An 18,989-nucleotide genomic window follows, 5' to 3' on the forward strand; every position below is an offset into this window, starting at 1 on the left:
ACACGCCCGACCGGCTGCACACACCGGATCGCGCGGCACACTAGGGTTGTCAGGTGACCGACGAACCACCCCTGCGCCGTCGGGCCGCCGAAAGCCGTACGGGAGACGACCAGCCCTCGGCCGCGCCGGAGCCGGAGGACGTGGGGACCGACCAGCCCGACGGCGGCCCCGTTCCGCTGACCGCTCCCCGCGACGGCACGCCCCAACCGGTGGCCACCCCGAGCGAACTCGACGAGATCGTGGCCCGCTTCGCCGCGGGCCAGGGCCCGGTGGCCCTGGACGCCGAACGCGCCTCCGGCTACCGCTACAGCCAGCGCGCCTACCTGGTGCAGCTGCGCCGGGAGGGCGCCGGGACGGCGTTGATCGACCCGCTGCCGCTGCCCGACCTGACCGCGCTCGACGAGGCGATCGGCGGGGCGGAGTGGGTGCTGCACGCCGCCAGCCAGGACCTGGCCTGCCTGGCCGAGGTGGGGCTGCGCCCGCGCCGGCTCTTCGACACCGAGCTGGCCGCCCGGCTGGCCAACTTCGAGCGGGTCGGCCTGGCCGCCCTCACCGAGCAGCTGCTCGGCTACACGCTGGAGAAGCACCACTCGGCGGCCGACTGGTCCAGCCGGCCACTGCCCGAGTCCTGGCTGACCTACGCCGCCCTGGACGTCGAGATGCTGGTCGACCTGCGCGACGCCCTGGACGAGGAGCTGACCCGGCAGGGCAAGTCGGAGTGGGCGGCGGAGGAGTTCGCCGCGCTGATCCGCAACGGCGCCCGCCCGCCCCGGGTCCGCGCCGAGCCGTGGCGGCGCACCTCCGGCATCCACCGGGTACGGGGAGCGCGCGCCCAGGCCCGGGTCCGCTCCCTGTGGTACGCCCGGGACCAGATCGCCGCCCGGCGGGACGCCGCCCCGGGTCGCGTGCTGCCGGACTCGGCGATCGTCGCCGCCGCCGAGCTGGACCCGAAGGACGAGAGGACGCTGCTGACCCTGCCCGGGTTCGGCGGCCGTTCGGTGCGCCGGCTGGCCCGCACCTGGCTGGCGGCGCTGGACGACGCCCGGCAACTGCCGGACGACGCGCTGCCGGTCACCCCGGCGGTCGAGGGTCCGCCGCCGCCGCACCGCTGGGCGGAGCGGGACCCGGTGGCCGCCGGCCGGCTGGCCCGCTGCCGGGAGGTGGTGGTCCGGGTGGCCGCGGAGCACAACCTGCCCGCGGAGAACCTGATCGCCCCCGACTCCGTGCGCCGCCTGGCCTGGCTGCCCCCGGACGAGATCACCGAAGCCACCGTCGCCGAGACCCTGCGCGGCTACGGCGCCCGCGAGTGGCAGCTCACCCTCCTGGTTCCCGCCCTCACCGAGGCCCTCCCCACCTCCTGACCCACCCCAACCCGCGTTGATCATGAAGTTATCGCCCGACACGTCGAGTGCAGGGGCGATAACTTCATGATCGACGGCGGGCGGGTGAGGGCGCCCGGGTGTGGGGTGGGCCACATGGGGGGGTGCTGTCGGGGTTGGTTACTGGCGAGTAGCATCCGGGGGAACATGCCCGTGCCGGCTAGGAGGCTCAAGTGCCCCGTGAAGTTCGGGATGTCGTCTTCGTCGACGGCGTCCGTACCCCGTTCGGCAAGGCGGGTGGCATGTACGCCAACACCCGCGCCGACGACCTGGTGATCCGCTGCATCCGTGAGCTGCTGCGCCGGAACCCGCAGCTGCCGCCGGAGCGGGTCGAGGAAGTCGCCATCGCCGCCACGACCCAGATCGGCGACCAGGGCCTGACCATCGGCCGCACCGCCGCCCTGCTGTCCGGGCTGCCCAAGACCGTGCCCGGCTTCTCCATCGACCGGATGTGCGCCGGCGCGATGACCGCCGTCACCTCCGTCGCCGGCGGCATCGCCATGGGCGCGTACGACATCGCCATCGCCGGCGGCGTCGAGCACATGGGCCGGCACCCGATGGGTGAGGGCGTCGACCCCAACCCGCGGATCATCGCGGAGAAGCTGGTCGACCCGTCCGCCCTGGTCATGGGCGCCACCGCGGAGAACCTGCACGACCGGGCCCCGCAGATCACCAAGGAGCGCACCGACGCGTTCGGGCTCGCCTCGCAGCAGAAGACCGCCAAGGCGTACGCCAACGGCAAGCTCCAGGACGACCTGGTGCCGGTCGCGATCCGCGACGCCGACGGCGGCTGGGGCCTGGCCACCACCGACGAGGCTCCCCGGGAGACCTCGCTGGAGAAGCTCGCCACCCTGAAGACCCCGTTCCGCCCGCACGGCAGGGTCACCGCGGGCAACGCGGCCGGCCTGAACGACGGCGCCACCGCCAGCCTGCTCGCCGACGAGGCCACCGCCCGCGAGCTGGGCCTGCCGGTCGCCATGCGCCTGGTGTCGTACGGCTTCGTGGGCGTCGAGCCCGAGGTGATGGGCGTCGGCCCGATCCCCTCGACGGAGAAGGCGCTGCGCATCGCCGGCCTCACCATCGACGACATCGGCCTGTTCGAGCTGAACGAGGCGTTCGCCGTGCAGGTGCTCGCCTTCCTCGACCACTTCGGCATCGCCGACGACGACCCGCGGGTCAACCCGTGGGGTGGGGCGATCGCCATCGGCCACCCGCTCGCCTCCTCGGGCGTACGGCTGATGACCCAGCTCGCCCGCCAGTTCGCCGAGCACCCCGAGGTCCGCTACGGCCTCAACGCCATGTGCATCGGCATCGGCATGGGCGGCACCGTGATCTGGGAGAACCCGCACTGGGAGGGCAACAAGTGAGCGCGCTCGCCGCACCGAACGAGGTCGTCACCAAGGCGCTGCTGCGCGAGGTGAAGGTACCGGGGCTGGACCGTCCCGCCGCCCTGATCACCCTGGACAACGGCTTCGACCACACCAAGCCGAACACCTTCGGCCCGGCCGGCCTGACCAGCCTGGACGAGGCGATCACCGCCGCGCTGGCCGCCGACCCGGCGTTCATCGCGGTCACCGGCAAGCCGTACATCTTCTGCGTCGGCGCCGACATCGTCGGCCTGCCGGCGCTGGCCGACCGCGCGCAGGCGCTGGAGGTCGGCCGGCTCGGCCACCGGGTCTTCGCCCGGCTCAAGGACAGCCCGATCCCGACCTTCGCCTTCGTCAACGGCGCGGCGATGGGCGGCGGCCTGGAGCTGGCCCTGCACTGCCACTACCGGACCCTGTCCCGCGGCGCGGCGGCCCTGGCGCTGCCCGAGGTCTCGCTCGGCCTGGTGCCCGGCTGGGGCGGCACCCAGCTGCTGCCGAACCTGATCGGCATCCCGGCGGCGACCCAGGTGATCATCCAGAACCCGCTGATGCAGAACAAGATGCTCAAGCCTAAGCAGGCTGCCGAGATGGGCATCGCGGACCTGCTGCTGGAGCCGGCCGACTTCCTGGAGCGGTCCCTGGAGTGGGCCGCCGGCGTGGTCCGGGGCGAGGTCACCGTGACCCGGCCCGAGGTCGACAAGGACATGTGGGGCGGCGTGCTCTACTTCGCCCGGCAGACCCTGGACCAGCGGCTGCACGGCGCGGTCCCGGCCGCGTACAAGGCGCTGGACCTGCTGGAGACGGCGAAGGACGCCGACTTCGCCACCGGCACCGCCGCCGAGGACGAGGCGCTGGCCGACCTGGTCTTCTCCGAGGAGCTGCGCAGCGGCCTGTACGCCTTCGACCTGGTGCAGCGGCGGGCCAAGCGGCCGGCCGGCGCGCCGGACAAGGGCCTGGCCCGGCCGGTCACCAAGGTGGGCATCGTCGGCGCCGGCCTGATGGCCAGCCAGCTCGCCCTGCTCTTCGCCCGCCGCCTCCAGGTGCCGGTCGTCATGACCGACCTGGACCAGGCCCGGGTGGACAAGGGCGTCGGCTACGTGCACACCCAGATCGAGAAGGCCGTCAGCAAGGGCCGGATGGACAAGGGCACCGCCGCCAAGCTGTACGGCCTGGTCAGCGGCTCGGTGGACAAGGGCGTCTTCGCCGACGCCGACTTCGTCATCGAGGCGGTCTTCGAGGACCTGAACGTCAAGAAGCAGGTCTGGGCCGAGCTGGAGAAGATCGTCAAGCCGGAGGCGGTGCTCGCCACCAACACCTCGTCGCTGTCGATCACCGCGATGGCCGAGGAGCTGGAGCACCCCGAGCGGGTCGTCGGCTTCCACTTCTTCAACCCGGTCGCGGTGCTGCCGCTGCTGGAGATCGTCCGCGGCGGGCGGACCGACGACGCCACGCTGGCCACCGCGTTCGCGGTCGGCAAGCAGCTCCGGAAGTCCTCCGTGCTGGTCTCCGACGCCCCGGCGTTCGTGGTCAACCGGCTGCTCACCCGCTTCCTCGGCACGGTCTTCGCCGCCGTCGACGCGGGCACCCCGCTGGACGTGGCGAACAGCGCGCTGGACCCGCTGGGTCTGCCGATGCGCCCGCTCGCCCTGCTCCAGCTGGTCGGGCCGGCCGTGGCGTACCACGTGGGCGGCACCCTGCACGCCGCCTTCCCGGACCGGTTCGGCGTCAGCGAGAACCTCAAGCGGATCGCCGACTCCGGTCAGCCGATCGTGGTCGACGACCAGATCAACGACGAGGTCGCCAAGCTGCTCGTGGTCGGCGACCAGCCGCTGACCGCCGAGCAGGTACGCCAGAACGCGCTGGACGCGCTGGCGCAGGAGATCCGGCTGATGCTCGACGAGGGCGTCGTCGCCGAGGCGCAGGACATCGACCTGTGCATGATCCTCGGCGCCGGCTGGCCGTTCCACCTGGGTGGCGTCACGCCGTACCTGGACCGGACCGGCACCTCCGAGAAGGTCACCGGCAAGCGGTTCCTGCCGCGCGGGGTCGCCAGCCTGCGCGGCTGATCCCTCCCGCTGCACCGCGATCGCGGTGGTCGGCACGCCCGTCACAGGGCGTCGCCGGCCACCGCGATCGCGTCTGGGGCACCGGCACGGGCCGGCCCCGCGCGCCACTTGCCCCGCCCGGGCAGACTCGGACGGGGCAGCGCGGCCGGTCCACGGCTCGCTAACATCACGCGTTCTCACCCTCGCCTGGAGCTGATGCATGTCCACACCGCCGGTCGACCCCTGGTCCACACAGCCGGAGCCCGGCTCGTACCCGCCTCCGCACCAGCCACCGCCGCCCCCGGGTACCGGGCCGACCCAGGCCTGGCCGCACGTGCCGCAGCAGGGCGGCCACCCCGACGCCACCCAGCCGTACGGCCGGCCGGCCGATCCGCAGCCCACCCAGCCGTACCCCGCGTACCAGTCGGGGCAGGCGGGGGTCCACCCGCCGGCGCAGCCGGGCGGGTACCCGGGCGTGCAGCCGGACGGCTTCGCCGGCGCCCCGGCGTACGGCCTGCCGCCGGCGCCGCCGCCGGCGAAGAAGTCCCGGCTCGGCCTGATCCTGTCGCTGGTCCTCGCCGGGCTGCTGGTGCTCTGCGCGGGCGGCGGCGGCCTGGCCTACGTCGCGCTCTCCGACGACGACCCGGACCCGAAGGCCAGCTCCAGCCCCGGCGTCTCCGCCGCCCCGACCTCGGCGGCCCCCGAGCCGAGCCCGTCGGAGGAGGAGGCCGAGCCGGCCCCGGACATCCGGCTGGTGACGCCGAAGACGCTGGCCGGCCGGCCGAGGAACACCGAGCCGCAGCTGCGCCGGATCGCCGACGACATGGTCCGGGACATGAAGTCCGGGGTACGCAACGAGACCGGCGCGGTGGGCGCCTTCTACGGCAGCGCCGGCAAGCGCAACCTGGTGATGGTGGCCGGCGCCTCCGGCCCGGTGCTCTTCCCCGAGAAGGAGCTGGACGACGCCGTCGCCGGGTTGTCCTCGTCGCTGGCGGTCAAGAAGATGTCCACGGTCAACCCCGGCCCGCTCGGCGGCGTGGCCAAGTGCGGCGCCGGCAAGAGCTCCGGCATCGCGCTCGGGGTGTGCACCTGGGCCGACGAGGGCAGCGTCGGCCTGATCGTGATGTTCTTCTCCTCCGCGGCCAAGGCCAAGGCCGAGTTCGCCACCATCCGGGGTCAGGTCGAGAAGCGCTCCTGAGGCGGAAAGCGCAGGTCACGGTGGCCGGACGCCCCGTTCGGGCGGTACCGGCCACCGTGACCGTCGACCCTGGACCGACCGGTCGTGCCCGGTGCGGACGGGGCAGCGGGTGCCGGGCGGGCTGGCTAATATCACGCGTCCTCACCTGACGATCTGGAGCTGACCTCATGTCGCAGCCGCCGTCCGATCCCTATCAGTCGCAGCCGGGAAGCGGCGCGCCCTACGGCTCGTACCCGCCGCCGCAGCAGCCGGGCGGCTACCCGGCACCGCAGCAGCAGGGCGGCTATCCCCCGCCGCAGCAGCAGCCCGGGGGCTACCCGCCGCCCCAGCAGCAGGGCGGTTACCCGGCACCGCAGCAGCAGGGCGGTTACCCGGCGCAGGGCGGCCAGCCGTACGGCGACCCGAGCCTGCCGCCGGCCAAGAAGAAATCCAACGTCGGCAAGATCGTGCTGATCTCGCTCGCCGTGGTGCTGGTGCTCTGCCTGGGCGGCGCCGCGATCACGTTCTTCGCGGTCAAGGACGAGGTCAAGGACACCGTCGACGCCACCAAGACCCGGGTGGTCGCCCCGGCGACGCTCGCCGGTCGGGCCAAGTCGACCGACCCGGCCCTGCTCAACGGCGCCAAGCAGCTCGAGACGGAGCTGAAGAACTCCCTTCCGGACGCCACCAGCACCGTTGGCGCGTTCTACGGCACGGCCGCCAAGAAGAACCTGGTGATGATCGCCGCCGCCTCCGGCCTGAACACCAACCCGACCAAGACGATGGACGACACCATCAAGGACGCCGGCCGGAGCGACGTGCAGCTCGGCGAGATGAAGAAGGTCGACGCCGGGCCGCTGGGCGGGGAGGCCAAGTGCGGCGACGCCGAGGCCGCCAACGTGCCGCTCGGGGTCTGCGTGTGGAGCGACAAGGGCAGCCTGGGCATGATCATCGTCTACTTCAAGTCCGGTGACGAGGCCGCCGCCGAACTGCCCACCATGCGCGGGCAGATCGAGCAGAAGTCCTGACCCGTACGACCTGAGGAAGGCCCCGTCCACCGAGGTGGACGGGGCCTTCCTCGGCTCAGCCGGCCGTGGCGGCCCGCTCGGCGGCGCTGCGCAGCACGCAGAACTCGTTACCTTCCGGGTCGGCCAGCACCACCCAGCCGGAGCCGTCCGGCCGGCGGTGGTCGGCGACCTGGACCGCGCCGATGCCGAGCAGGCGCTGCACCTCCTCGTCCCGGGTCCGGTCGGTGGGCTCGATGTCGAGGTGCAGGCGGTTCTTCACCACCTTCTCGTCGGGCACCGCCAGGAAGAGCACCTCCGGCCCGCCCGGGGGCAGCAGCATCGCCTCCGGGTCGCCGGGGAAGTCGTCCGGCTGGCGGGGGCACTCGAAGACCTGGGCCCAGAATCCGGCCAGGGCGTACGTGTCGCGGCAGTCGATGCCGATGTTGTGGATCCGTGCACTCACGGTGTTCCTCCGCAGTGGATGGACGCGCCCCGGGTGCGTGGGATGTCAGCGGTGAACGGGGTGGGGCGCGGCATTGATCGTGATGGACATCTGCGCACCCCCTTCCGCCCGTCGGGCCGACGCGACGATCTTGTCATCCCGGCCCGGGGCTGACAACCCCGGTCAGCCCAGCAGCGCGCCGATCAGCGCCAGCGTCCCCATCGCGCACGCGGTGGTCACCACCACCGTCTCCCGGGCCACCACCTCGGCCCGCCCGTACTCGCGGGCGAAGATGTAGGTGTTCTGGGCGGTGGGCAGCGCGGCGCAGACCACCAGGGCCAGCAGGTCCGTGCCGCTGACCCCGACGAGCCGCCCGACCGACCAGGCGATCACCGGTTGGACCAGCAGCTTCAGGCCGGACAGCAGCGCCACCTCCACCTTCGCGCCGCCCCCGCGCGACCCACCGCCGGTCGCCGGGACGCCCTCGGTGACCTCGCCGGCGGTGCTGCCCGCCGCGCCGTCGACCGCCGGCACCGCACGGACTGCCACCACGGCGCCGGTGGCGGCGACACCGCCGGAGGCCGGGGGGTCGGCCACGCGCGGTCCGGTGCCGACGGGCGGTCCGGCGTGGGGAACCGGCCGGTCGCCGGCAGGCGGCCCGGCGGCGCGCGAGCCGGCGGTGAGCGAGAGGCCGAGCGTGACCAGCGCGGTCGGCACGGCCGCGGCGCCGAGCAGGGCGAGCGGAGCGCCGATCAGCTCCGGCGGCCGCCAGTGCAGGGCCGCGCAGAGCGCGCCCAGGGCCGGCCCCGCGATCACCGGATTGCGCAGCGGCAGGGTCAGCAGCCGCCCGGGCCGCCACGCCCGCCCGGCGGACCGGTCCAGCAGGACCAGCACCACCGGGGTGACCACCAGCACCTGGAAGAGCAGCACCCCGGTGAGGAAGGTGGCGTCGCCCAGCACCTGCAGCGCCACCGGGATGCCCAGGTTCGCCGAGTTGACGTAGCCGGCCGCCATCGCCCCGATCGTCGCCTCGCCGCCCGCACGGCGGCGAGTCACCGCGCAGAGGACGAACGCCAGCGCCATGGTGGCGGCGGTGCTCGCCGCGAAGGCGCCGAGTGCGGGCAGGCGCACGTCCAGCTCGGTGCGGGACAGCGCGGTGAACAGCGCGGCGGGCATCGCCAGGTGGAAGACGAAGCCGCCGAGCACCCGCTCGGCCTCACCGCCCAGCAGCCGGCGTCGTCCGGTCAGCCAGCCGAGCCCGGTGAGCACCCAGATGGGTACGAAGGCGGCGAGCACCTGGGCAGCGTACGGACGCCCGGGCCAGCCGGCGTCACCGCCTCCGGTGCGGCTCCGACCGGACGGCCGGCGCGGCGCCGCCGGAGCGGGCCGGCGTCGCCGGGCACTCGACGTCGGCGGCCGGCAGCGCGACGGTCACCTCCAGGCCGCCGCCGGAGCGGGCGAGCACCGTCACGGTGCCCCCGTGCGCGTCACAGACCGCCCGGACGATCGAGAGCCCCAGCCCGGAGCCGCGCGCCCCGGTCCGTTCCCGCCCACCCCGCCGGAACGGCTCGAACAGCCCCGGCACGTCGGCCTGGTCCACCTCGAACCCGGTGTTCCCCACCACCAGCCGGGACGTCCGCCCGTCGGTGTCGGTGCGCACCCAGAGCCGCCCGTGCAGGTGGTTGTAGCGGACCGCGTTCTCGATCAGGTTGCCGGCCAGCCGGTCCAGCAGCCCCGGGTCGCCGACCACCGGGGCGGGCCGCAGCGAGGTCTGCACGCGCAGCCCGATCCGCTCCACCTCCCGGGCCATCGCGGACAGCGCGTTGGCGGTGCCGGTGGCGAGGTCGCACTCGGTACGCCGGGCCAGCCGGCGGCCGGTCTGCGCCTCGCTGCGGGCCAGCACCAGCAGCGCGTCCACCAGTCCGTTGGCCCGCTCCGAGGCGTCGCGCACCACGGAGGCCATCCGGCGGTACTCGGCGGTGTCCGCCTCGTCGTCGCTGAGCGTCACGTCGATCTCGGTCCGCATCACGGCCAGCGGCGTGCGCAGCTCGTGCGAGGCGTTGGCCACGAAGCGTTTCTGCGACTCGAACGCGGCGGCGATCCGGTCGAGCATCGCGTCGAAGGTGCGCGCCAGCTCGGCCACCTCGTCGTCCGCCCCGGACCAGCCGATCCGCTGGTCGAGGGTGGCCTCGCCGAGCCGCTGCGCGGTGGCGGTGACCTGGTGCAACGGGCGCAGCGCCCGGCCGGCCACCAGGTAGGCCCCGGCCACCCCGACCACGCTGATCGCCAGCAGCGCGACGAGCCCCTTCAGCAGCAGCTCCTGCGAGGCGGCGTCGACGAGCTGACGCTGCCAGTCGGCGGCGTCCAGCGACCGGCCGTCGGCCAGCAGCACGGTGGTGCCCGGCCGCAGCTCGTCGCTCGGGCGCAGCGCGTCGCGGACCAGCAGCCAGGCCAGCACCACCAGGACCGCCCCGGCGCCGACCAGCAGCACCCCGTTGAGCAGGGTCAGCCGCAGCCGCAGGGTGGGGCGCAGCCGCCGGCTCACGCCGCCACCTCGGCCGTGCGGTAGCCGGCGCCGACGACCGTCTCGATCAGTGGCGGGTCGCCGAGCTTCTTGCGCAGGGTCATCACGGTGACCCGGACGATGGTGGTGAACGGGTCGGTGTTGGCGTCCCAGACCCGTTCCAGCAGCTCCTCGCTGGAGACCACCGCGCCGCGCGCCTTGACCAGCTCGCAGAGGACGCCGAACTCCTTGTTGGTCAGGTCGACCGCCGCCCCGCCCCGGGTGACCACCCGGCGGGCCGGGTCGATCACCACGTCGGCGACCTCCAGCACCGGCGGGGCGGCCGGGGTGGCCCGCCGGCCAAGCGCCTGCACCCGGGCGACCAGTTCGTCGAAGGCGAACGGTTTGGGCAGGTAGTCGTCGGCGCCGAGGCCGAGCCCCGCCACCCGGTCGGCGACGCTGTCGCTGGCGGTCAGCATCAGCACCCGGGTCAGGGTGCCGGAGGCGGCCAGGTCGGCGCAGATTTGGTCGCCGTGCACGCCGGGCAGGTCCCGGTCGAGGACCACCACGTCGTACCGGGTGACGAAGGCGGCCTCGTGGCCGGTGTCGCCGTCGTACGCCACGTCGACCGCCATGCCGCGCTTGCGCAGCCCGCGCGCGATCGCGTCGGCGAGATTCCGCTCGTCCTCGACCACCAGCACCCGCATCCCGACCTCCTCGCCGACCTGCCCGACAACCTAGTGCCGACCGCCAAACCGGCGGCACCGCCCGCCCGGTCGTTGCAGGAAACCTCCGGGGTACGGGATGCTTTCGGCGCTGATCTACAGGGGGACGGGCCGTGACCGCGACACCGACCCGGCGGGACATCGCCTACCGGGGCTTCCGCCTCGCCGTCGACGCGCGCCTCGGCACCGGCGTCGGCGTCCGGTCGCACGCCGGCGGGCTCGAGCTGAGCGACCCGGTCGACCGGCGCACGCACGACGGCGGGACGTACGAGGTGGGGAGCTGGACCTCTCCCCCGGTGCCGGCCGGGTTCGCCGTCGCGGAGCTGGTGCCGTCCTGGACGGCCCGGACGCCGCCCGGCTGCTGGGTCGAGGTGGAGCTGCGCGGCTGGCACGCGGACGCCCCGACCACCGGCTGGTACACGCTGGCCCACTGGGCGGAGGGCGAGGAGCCGGTACGCCGCACCTCGGTGCCGGGGCAGCGGGACCCCGACGCCCGGGTGGAGACCGACACGCTGGTGGTCGGCGAGGCCACGGTGACCGGCTGGCAGGTCCGGGTGACCCTGCTGCGCCCGGTGGGCGCGACGACCGGCCCGGTGCTGCGCACGGTCGGCGCGGTCGCCTCGGGACCGGCCCGCCGCCCAGCGACCGACCCGACCGGCCAGCCCCCGCACGGGACGAACGGACAGACCGACGAGTCCGCGACCGGGCCGGCCGCCCGTGCGGCGGCCCACGGGCCGGCAACCGGCGCGGGTGTGGCCGGCGCGCGGGGCGTGGTGCTGGCCGTGCCCCGCTACTCCCAGCGCCGGCACGCCATCGGGGGCGAGTCGCGCTGGGGCGGTGGCGGGGACTCCTGGTGCAGCCCCACCTGCATGTCCATGGTGCTGGCCTTCTGGGGCGCCGGGCCGCCGGCCGAGCGGTACGCCTGGGTCGAGCCGCCCGGTCCACGCCCGGTGGTGGTGCACGCCGCCCGGCACTGCTACGACCACGCGTACGCCGGGGCCGGCAACTGGGCGTTCAACACCGCGTACGCCGGGCTGCACGGGGTGGAGGCGTTCGTCACCCGGCTGCGTTCGCTGGCCGAGGCGGAGGCGTTCGTGGCCGCCGGCGTGCCGCTGGTGGTCTCCGCGGCGTTCCGCGCCGGCCAGGTTCCCGGGCTGGACTACGACACCCGGGGGCACCTGATGGTGCTGGTCGGCTTCACCGAGGCCGGCGATCCGGTGCTCAACGATCCGTACGCGCCGGACGACGCGTCGGTGCGCCGGACCGTGGACCGGGCGCGCTTCGAGGCGGCCTGGCAGGACGGCAGCGGCGGGGCGACGTACGTGGTCCGCCCGGCGTCGGTGCCGCTGCCCGCGCCGCCCGCCCAGCCGAACTGGTGATCAGCGAGGCGGTCGGACCGGTTCGACGCCATGGCCCACCTCACCCGGGTCGATGACGGTCATCGGTTCAGCCGCCAGATGCCGAAGCCACCGCCACTGCGGCGACACAGCAGCAGCCGCGGGCCGGCCTGGCAGTCCCCGGTCACCCCGGCGAGCACCTCGAGGACCCGGGTCCGGCCGCCGGCGACGTCCAGTTCGGCGACGAACAGCCGGTCGCCGTCGGCGGGCCGTAGCCCGATCAGGCGGTCCTCGGCCGGATACCGGCCGGACACCTCCCAGGTGCCCAGGTCGGCGACGGCCCGCCCGGTGGCCGTGTCGAGGACCGCGAAGGAGTCCTGCGCGCCGCTGCCCGGGCCTCTGACCAGCATCCGGCCCTCCCGCTCGACGAGCGTCTCGTGCCAGCGGGTGGCCCGCCACCGGACGTCCCCGGTGGCCCGGTCCAGCGCCCACATCCCGCCGGTCTGCCCGTACGCGCAGAGCAGCGGCCCGCAGGCGGCGAGGTAGGCGACCAGTCCCAGCCGGATCTCCCAGCGCCGCTCCAGCTCGTCCAGGCCGTACGCGGTCACCAGGGCGGCGTTGTCCCGAAGCATCAGCAGCAGCTCGTCGACCGACTGGCTCCGCTGGTGGACGGGGAGTTCGCCGGGGCGGAGGTCGGCGCTGCGCAGCCGCACCCCGCTGCGGGCGTCCCAGACCTCGATCTGCCCGGAGGAGGGGCTGGCCACGATCCGGTCGACACCGTCGGGCCGGAACCGGTAGGTGGTGGCCTCCACCGGCGTCGCCACCGACCAGCCGACCCGCCCGGTGGCCGGGTCGACGGAGCTGACCCGCCCCGGCTCCTCGCCCTCGTTCTCCACCGCCAGCAACGCGTTCCCGGCGGGTGCGACGTGCCCTGGCCGCTCCCAGCGCAGCCGCCCGGTGCCCAGGTCGAACGCGAAGACGCGGCGCGGCCGGTCGACCGAGCCGCCGGTGACCAGCACCACGTCCCGGTGGACGAAGACCGCACCGTCGGCGCCGGCGGCCGGCAGCGGCGTGCGCCACAGCGGCGCGAGTGGACCGTCGCCCGCTTCCGGGACGGCGTACGCGGTCAACTGCCCGCCCCGCCCGGCGGGCGCGTCCGCCGGGTCCAGCAGGAACAGCCGGTCGCCCTGGAGGTAGGCCGTGGTGGTGGACCGGGCCGGGACGGTGAAGCTGGCGGGCGCCGTCACCGGGGCCGCTCCGGCCAGCGAGACCAGGGTGAGCACGAGGGCTGCCGCCACCCGCGCCGGCCGCCCGACGGTGCGCGGCGGACGCCGAGGCGGTTCCGGCGCGGGCTCCTCGCGGACGTCACCCAGATCAATGAGCGCCACGCCCGACCACCCCCCGACCACTGGCTGCCGGCCGCAGCGCACCCTGCGGGACGCCCCACCGGCCCGGCGGGTGCGTCGCGTCACCGCCTGTACGATGGCCCGTCGTGGCTGTGCCGGTGGTAGATCCCTCGTTGAACCAGACGTCCGCGCCCGAGGCGGTCGAGCCCGTCGCGGCCGATCCGGCACGGCGGCCCCGTCGGCGCCCGAGCCGGGCCGACCTGCTGGCCATCGGAGCCTATGTGCTGCTCGGCGTTTTCGTGTGCCTGAACTACTGGGTGGACGTGCAGCACCGGGTCTCGTCGCACCTGCCGACCGACCACAGCTGGTTCGAGTGGCTCTTCCAGCACGGCGCGTACTCGGTGCGCCACCTGGAGAACCCGCTGTTCAGCGCCCGGCAGAACGCCCCGGACGGGGTGAACATGATGGCCAACACCTCGCTGCTGGGCATGACCCTGCCGCTGGCGCCGGTCACCCTCCTCTTCGGTCCGCAGGTGACGTACGCGCTCTACCTGGGCGGCGCGCTGGCCGCGACCGCGGGCACCTCGTACTGGATGCTGTCGCGCCACCTGGTGCGCTCGCGGGCGGCGGCCTTCGTCGGCGGCGCCTTCCTCGGCTTCGCGCCGGGCATCGTGCACCACGCCAACGGGCAGCCGAACTTCGTCTCCAACTTCCTGCTGCCGGTGATCGTGGCCCGGGTGCTGCGCCTGGGCGAGCCGGGCCGGTGGCGGCGCGACGGGGTCGTGCTGGGGCTGCTGGTGGCGTACCAGATCTTCATCAACGAGGAGATGCTGCTGCTCACCGCGCTGGCCTGCCTGGTGGCGGTGCTGGCGTACGTGGTGCAGCGGCCCCGCGCGGCGCGGGCCCGGGCGGGCGGTTTCCTGGCCGCGCTCGGCCTCGGCGGCGGGCTGGCCCTGCTGCTGACCGCCTACCCGATCTGGTACCAGTTCAACGGCCCGCAGTCCTACCGTGGGTTGCAGGGTGGGGTCTTCCACAACTGGGGCGAGGACCTGATGGCCTTCGTCACCTTCGCCCGGGACACCGTGGCCGGTGACGAGGCGGTGGAGAAGACCATCGGCCTGACCGAGCAGAACACCTGGTTCGGCTGGCCGCTGGTGCTGGTGGCGCTGGTCGCCCTGGTGCTGCTCTGGCGTCGCTCGCTGCCGGCCCGGATCGCCGGCGTGCTGGTGCTGGTCTTCACCGTCGCGTCGATCGGCCCGAAGGTGCGCTTCGACGGCGTGGAGACGACGGTCGACGGCCCGTGGGCGTACGTCCCGGACGACCTGCCGCTGGTGGAGATGATGATGCCGACCCGGCTGGCCCTGGTGGTGGCCGCGGCGGTCGGCGTCCTGCTTGCGCTCGCCTGGGACGCGGCGGCGGGTTACGGCCGCGCCCGGGTCCCGGCGCCCCGCGCGGCGGCCGACGACGCCGGCACGACGGCGGCGAAGGCCACGCCGGCCCGGCGGCGCTGGGTGCGGCCGGTCGGGTACGCGGCGATCACGCTCGCCGTGCTGCCGCTGTTCCCGCGCCCGCTGCCGGCGCAGCCGGTCGACCCGCCGCCGCACTTCATCACCGCCGGCGGCTGGCGCCCGTACGTCCCGGCGGGCCGGACCCTGGTGCCGGTGCCGATCCCGAGCAACGTGCACGGCCTGCCCACGCTGCGCTGGAGCGCGCTGACCGGGCACGAGTTCCCGGTGCCGGGCGGTTACTTCATCGGGCCCAACCTCGACGGTGAGGGGGTCTTCGGCGCGCCGAACCGGCCCACCAGCACCCTGATCTACGCCAGCATGGACACCGGCACCGTGCCCGCGCTGACCGAGGAGAACCGCCGCCAGGCGGTCGAGGACCTGCGCTTCTGGAAGGCCTCGGTGGTGGTGCTCGGCGCGCACCCGCGCGAGGCGGTGCTGCGCGAGCTGATGACCGGCCTGATCGGGCCGGCGCAGCGGGTCGACGACGTGTGGCTCTGGGACGTGCGCCCGCTGGTCGGCTGACCGCCCACCCGGCCCGCCGAGGGCGGGGAGGTCAGGCGGTGCGGGCGGTCAGCGGCCGGACGTCCCAGACCCAGACGTCCAGCTCCCGCTTCGCCGGGCCGACCAGCTGCTCGACGGTGCGCCGCAGCGGCTCGGCGTGCTGGTGGCCCACCGGCAGCACCAGGACCGCCGCGTTCCAGTGGCGCAGCTCGTCCAGGCAGCGGCGGCGCTGCCGGTCGTCCAGCTTGGGCGTACGCCCGGTGGTGGCGACCTCGTCGAGCAGCTCGCCGATGCCGCTGGGCCGGCCGCCGAAGCGACCCGGGTCGCCGGTGTTGCCGTTGCGCGGGGCGAGGAAGTAGCCGCCGGGGATCTTGAAGTCGAGGTTGGTGGAGGCCGCCCACCGCATCCCGTGGGTGTTGCCCATGCTCGGCACGGGCACCGGCACCAGCGTCTGGTCCGGGCCGACGTACTGCCGCCAGCGGTCGGCGGTGATGAAGGTCGGCACCGGCGGGCGGGAGGTCACCTTCAACGGCATCGGCACGATCGGCAGCAGCGCGAGCACCAGGGCGCCGACGGTGACCGTCTTCGCGTGCCGCCACTCGATGCCGCGCAGCGTCCATGCCCGCTGCACGGCCAGCGCCAGCAGCATGCCGATCACCACGCTGGTGATCAGGGCGAACCGGGTCGGCACCACCGCGTCGAGCAGCGGCAGCCGGACCAGCAGGTCCCACGGTCCGGTGAAGAGGTCCCGGTCCCACCAGGACACCCGCTCACCGAGCGAGAGCACGGCGAAGAAGAACCCGGTCGCGGCGAGCGCCCGGACCAGCACCTCGCGGCGCAGCCAGGCCACGATGCCGACGGCGAGCAGCGACAGGCTCCAGCCGAAGAAGGCGTTCTCCTCGGAGTAGTTCGGGGCCAGGTTGACGTTCGCCCGCTCGTTGCCGCCGAAGGTCGGCGAGCCGGGGGCGAAGAAGGCGGCGATGTCGTTGCCGTAGTCGCGGACCGCGTCACTGAGCCCGTGGTACGCCATCGGCCCGGCGAACTGGATGTAGAGCGGGTACGCCAGCAGCGCCCCGGCCAGCACCGTGCACACCGGCAGCCCCTTGGCCAGCGGACGCCAGGCCACCGACCACAGCGCCGGGCGCTGCACCACCATCGCGGTCAGGAAGACGCCGCAGGCCAGCGCGGTGAAGAGCAGGATCTCCTCGTTGATGAACGCCTGCACGGTGACCAGCAGCGCCAGCAGCGCGCCGTCGCGCACCGGCCGGGTGGAGCGGGTCAGCACCATCACCCGCCAGACGATGAACGGCAGCAGGAACTGGGAGATGATGTTCGGGTGCCAGTTGGCGTGCGACAGCATCGCCGGTGAGAACCCGCAGAACCAGGCGCCCACCGCGGCGGCCAGCCGCCGGCGGACCAGGTGCCGGGAGAACACGTGGTACCAGGCGGCGGCGGTGCCGCCGAGACCCAGGGTGACCAGCACCACGAAGGACACGGCCGGTCCGAAGAGCAGGGTGACCGGCACCATCGGGATGCCCAGCGCCAGCACGGCCGTGTTGGCCATCAGGTTGACGCCGTCGGGGTAGTTGAACTGGTCGGTGAAGAACGGGAACTCGCCGTGCAGCACCACGCGTACCGAGTGGGCGAGGAAGAACTGCACCTGGGCGGGGTCGCTGCTGTAGAGCGAGGCGACCCGGCCGGCCGGGTCGACCCAGAGCTGGCTGGTCACCCAGAGCGCGACGAGCAGGAAGATCCCGTAGACGGCGAGGTCCTTGCGCCGGGCCGTCCAGCGCCAGCGCCGCGCGGGCGCCGTCGCGCCGTCGCCGTCCGCCGTCGCCGGCCGCTTCCCGGGTACGCCCCGCGCCGGCGCGTCGACGGCCGGCGCCGTCGGGGCGGGCGCGTCCACGACCGGTGCCGTCGGTGCGGGAGCGTCCACGACCGGTGCCGTCGGGGCGGGCGCGTCCACGGTCGGTGCCGTCGTCGCGGGTGTGTCCACGACCGGTGCCGTCGGGGCGGGCGCGTGCACGGCCGGTGCGTGCACGGCCGGCGCTTTGCCGGTCGACGCGGTGGCAGCGGGTGCCTTCGCCGCCGGCGTGTCGAGGACCCGTGCCGGGAACGCGGTCGCGGTCGCCGTGGCGCCGCGGGCGGAGCCCGGAGAGGCGTCGGGGTCCGGTGCGGAGGCGCCACGGGGCTCGACAGACGTCACAGTCGGCGGAGTCTACCGGAGCCGGAGAATAGCCCGAAATTCACACTGCTGTCCCTTGTGGCCGTCGGACACGGCCGCGAGGCGCTCCCCGACCGTTGCGTACCATGTGGGCTTCCGGCAACGACGGCGAGGCGATCGGGAGGCGTAGAGGTGGCTTCAGTCCGCCGCCGCGGCACGACGGCCACCGCACTGCTCACCATGGTGCTGGCCGCGACCGCCTGCGGCCCGGTCGCCGACCGGGGGGCTCGCGAGCTGCGGGTCGGCTACGACAGCCTGGACGGCACTCTGCCGGTCTGGCCGCCGCGCGGCTCGCTCGCCGGGGACGCCGCCGCGACGCGGGCGGTCACCGAGGCGGTGAGCGCCTGGCGGTCGCCGATCGACGACCGCGCCCACCTGCCCTCCTCCGGCATCCTCTTCTCCGGGGAGGTCGACGGCACCCGGCTGGCCCTGGTCGCCGCGGACGTGCCCGGCGAGGGCGCGTCCTGGCTGCTCCAGCTCACCGGCGACGGCGGCCGGTACACGGTGACCCGGGCCAGCGAGTACTCCGACCCCGGCTACCTCGCCTACGCCGACGTCCTGCCGGTGCAGCTGGCCGACGGCCGGCGCTACCTCGCCTCCGGGCGGGTGGAGCGCCTGCTCGGCCCGAACGGCCGGGCGCTGGTGCTCTCCGACGGGCTGAGCCGCCCGGTGCGCGTGCCGGCCTGCGCGGCCGTGCCGGTCACCGCGACGCTGCGGGCCACCGAGTCGCTGCCGCGCGGTCGCGCCGCCGAGCGCCTGCTCGACCTCGGCACCGCCACCGCCGAGCCGCGCTACCCGCTGGTGCGGGACGAGACCGGCTCGGGCCGCCGGGCCCTGGACGGGCTGGACACCTGCGTGCTCGCCGACGAGCGGGGCCCGTTCGGCAGCGTCCCGCGTCGCATCGGCGACCGGGACGCGCCCCGCTCGGTCCCGGAGTCGTGGCCGATGGAGAAGGTGAGCGTCCGGGCGATCGGCGAGATGGCGCTGGGCGGCGGCGACCCGGGCGACCTGGAGCAGCTCACCTGGGAGACGGACGCCGGCACGATGACCGCGGTGGTCTACCGGCCCGCCGACGGCGGCACCCCGGTGGTCTCCCCGGCGGACCGGTCCAACCCCCTGCAGACGTACGTGCTGCCGGTGCCCGGGCAGCCGCTGGTGGTGCTGACCTGGCGGGGCACCCGGGACGCCTCGCTCTCGGTGCCGCCGGGCACGCCCCGGCTGGTGGACCGCCCCGGCCTGGCGGTGGTGCCGATGCCGGCGGCGAGGCAGACCTTCAGCCTGGCCGGCGCGGAGAAGACCTACTACCGCTCCGTCGGCGGCCGCTGACCCACCGCGCAGGCCCCACACCGCCGGTCCCGCTCCGCACCACCCGTCCCGCTCCGCACCGGCCCCGCTCCGCACCGCGTGGGCTCGATCGACTCGGTGTCG

14 protein-coding genes are annotated in these 18,989 nt (G+C 74.6%); 8 read left to right on the forward strand and 6 right to left on the reverse strand.

Annotated elements, in window-relative coordinates:
* Positions 1–53 precede the first annotated feature (53 nt).
* The 5 genes from M2302_RS02655 (at position 54) to M2302_RS02675 (ending at position 6,996) form a co-directional block, all read left to right on the forward strand.
* A complete protein-coding gene (locus M2302_RS02655) occupies positions 54–1,361 on the forward strand; it encodes a ribonuclease D (RefSeq protein ID WP_280836367.1) in 1,308 nt (435 codons plus the stop codon).
* Positions 1,362–1,552: 191 nt separating this feature from the next.
* Entirely contained in the window at positions 1,553–2,746 is a 1,194-nt protein-coding gene (locus M2302_RS02660; protein WP_088963308.1) for a thiolase family protein, read from the forward strand.
* Positions 2,743–4,812 carry a 3-hydroxyacyl-CoA dehydrogenase NAD-binding domain-containing protein gene (locus M2302_RS02665; RefSeq protein ID WP_280836368.1) on the forward strand — a complete coding sequence of 690 codons (2,070 nt, stop codon included), beginning with the start codon at positions 2,743–2,745 and terminating at the stop codon, positions 4,810–4,812. The genes M2302_RS02660 and M2302_RS02665 overlap by 4 nt, the downstream gene beginning before the upstream one ends.
* Positions 4,813–5,011: 199 nt before the next feature.
* Positions 5,012–5,989 carry a hypothetical protein gene (locus tag M2302_RS02670; RefSeq protein ID WP_280836369.1) on the forward strand — a complete coding sequence of 326 codons (978 nt, stop codon included), beginning with the start codon at positions 5,012–5,014 and terminating at the stop codon, positions 5,987–5,989.
* Between the two features lie 167 nt (positions 5,990–6,156).
* Positions 6,157–6,996: a hypothetical protein gene (locus tag M2302_RS02675; RefSeq protein ID WP_280836370.1), complete on the forward strand. Its 840-nt coding sequence runs from the start codon at positions 6,157–6,159 to the stop codon at positions 6,994–6,996.
* A gap of 55 nt (positions 6,997–7,051) precedes the next feature.
* Here M2302_RS02675 and M2302_RS02680 read toward each other — a convergent pair whose 3' ends face one another.
* The 4 genes from M2302_RS02680 to M2302_RS02695 form a co-directional block, all read right to left on the reverse strand.
* The gene (locus M2302_RS02680; RefSeq protein WP_154942882.1) at positions 7,052–7,438 is read right to left on the reverse strand and encodes a VOC family protein; all 387 of its coding nucleotides are present in this window, start codon (positions 7,436–7,438) and stop codon (positions 7,052–7,054) included.
* A 162-nt stretch (positions 7,439–7,600) separates the two neighbouring features.
* Complete coding sequence (locus M2302_RS02685) at positions 7,601–8,713, reverse strand: AEC family transporter (RefSeq protein WP_280836371.1); 1,113 nt, start codon at positions 8,711–8,713, stop codon at positions 7,601–7,603.
* Positions 8,714–8,747: 34 nt separating this feature from the next.
* Positions 8,748–9,962: a HAMP domain-containing sensor histidine kinase gene (locus M2302_RS02690; RefSeq protein ID WP_280836372.1), complete on the reverse strand. Its 1,215-nt coding sequence runs from the start codon at positions 9,960–9,962 to the stop codon at positions 8,748–8,750.
* Positions 9,959–10,627, reverse strand: a complete 669-nt coding sequence (locus tag M2302_RS02695) for a response regulator transcription factor (RefSeq protein ID WP_280836373.1) — start codon at positions 10,625–10,627, stop codon at positions 9,959–9,961. Before M2302_RS02695 ends, M2302_RS02690 begins: the two co-directional genes overlap by 4 nt.
* A gap of 131 nt (positions 10,628–10,758) precedes the next feature.
* Between M2302_RS02695 and M2302_RS02700 the strand changes: the two genes are divergently transcribed.
* Positions 10,759–12,024: a C39 family peptidase gene (locus M2302_RS02700; RefSeq protein WP_280836374.1), complete on the forward strand. Its 1,266-nt coding sequence runs from the start codon at positions 10,759–10,761 to the stop codon at positions 12,022–12,024.
* A gap of 59 nt (positions 12,025–12,083) precedes the next feature.
* Here the strand turns inward: M2302_RS02700 and M2302_RS02705 are convergent, their stop codons facing one another.
* A complete protein-coding gene (locus M2302_RS02705; RefSeq protein ID WP_280836375.1) occupies positions 12,084–13,370 on the reverse strand; it encodes a PQQ-binding-like beta-propeller repeat protein in 1,287 nt (428 codons plus the stop codon).
* A gap of 116 nt (positions 13,371–13,486) precedes the next feature.
* Here M2302_RS02705 and M2302_RS02710 point away from each other — a divergent pair, with 116 nt between their 5' ends.
* On the forward strand, positions 13,487–15,358 hold the full coding sequence (locus M2302_RS02710; protein ID WP_280836531.1) for a hypothetical protein: 1,872 nt from the start codon (positions 13,487–13,489) through the stop codon (positions 15,356–15,358).
* A gap of 31 nt (positions 15,359–15,389) precedes the next feature.
* Here the strand turns inward: M2302_RS02710 and M2302_RS02715 are convergent, their stop codons facing one another.
* On the reverse strand, positions 15,390–17,303 hold the full coding sequence (locus M2302_RS02715) for a hypothetical protein (protein ID WP_280836532.1): 1,914 nt from the start codon (positions 17,301–17,303) through the stop codon (positions 15,390–15,392).
* A 390-nt stretch (positions 17,304–17,693) separates the two neighbouring features.
* Here M2302_RS02715 and M2302_RS02720 point away from each other — a divergent pair, with 390 nt between their 5' ends.
* Positions 17,694–18,887, forward strand: a complete 1,194-nt coding sequence (locus M2302_RS02720; protein ID WP_280836376.1) for a hypothetical protein — start codon at positions 17,694–17,696, stop codon at positions 18,885–18,887.
* Positions 18,888–18,989 lie beyond the last annotated feature (102 nt).

Source organism: Micromonospora sp. A200, from assembly GCF_029893845.1.
GTDB classification, from domain to species: domain Bacteria; phylum Actinomycetota; class Actinomycetes; order Mycobacteriales; family Micromonosporaceae; genus Micromonospora; species Micromonospora purpureochromogenes.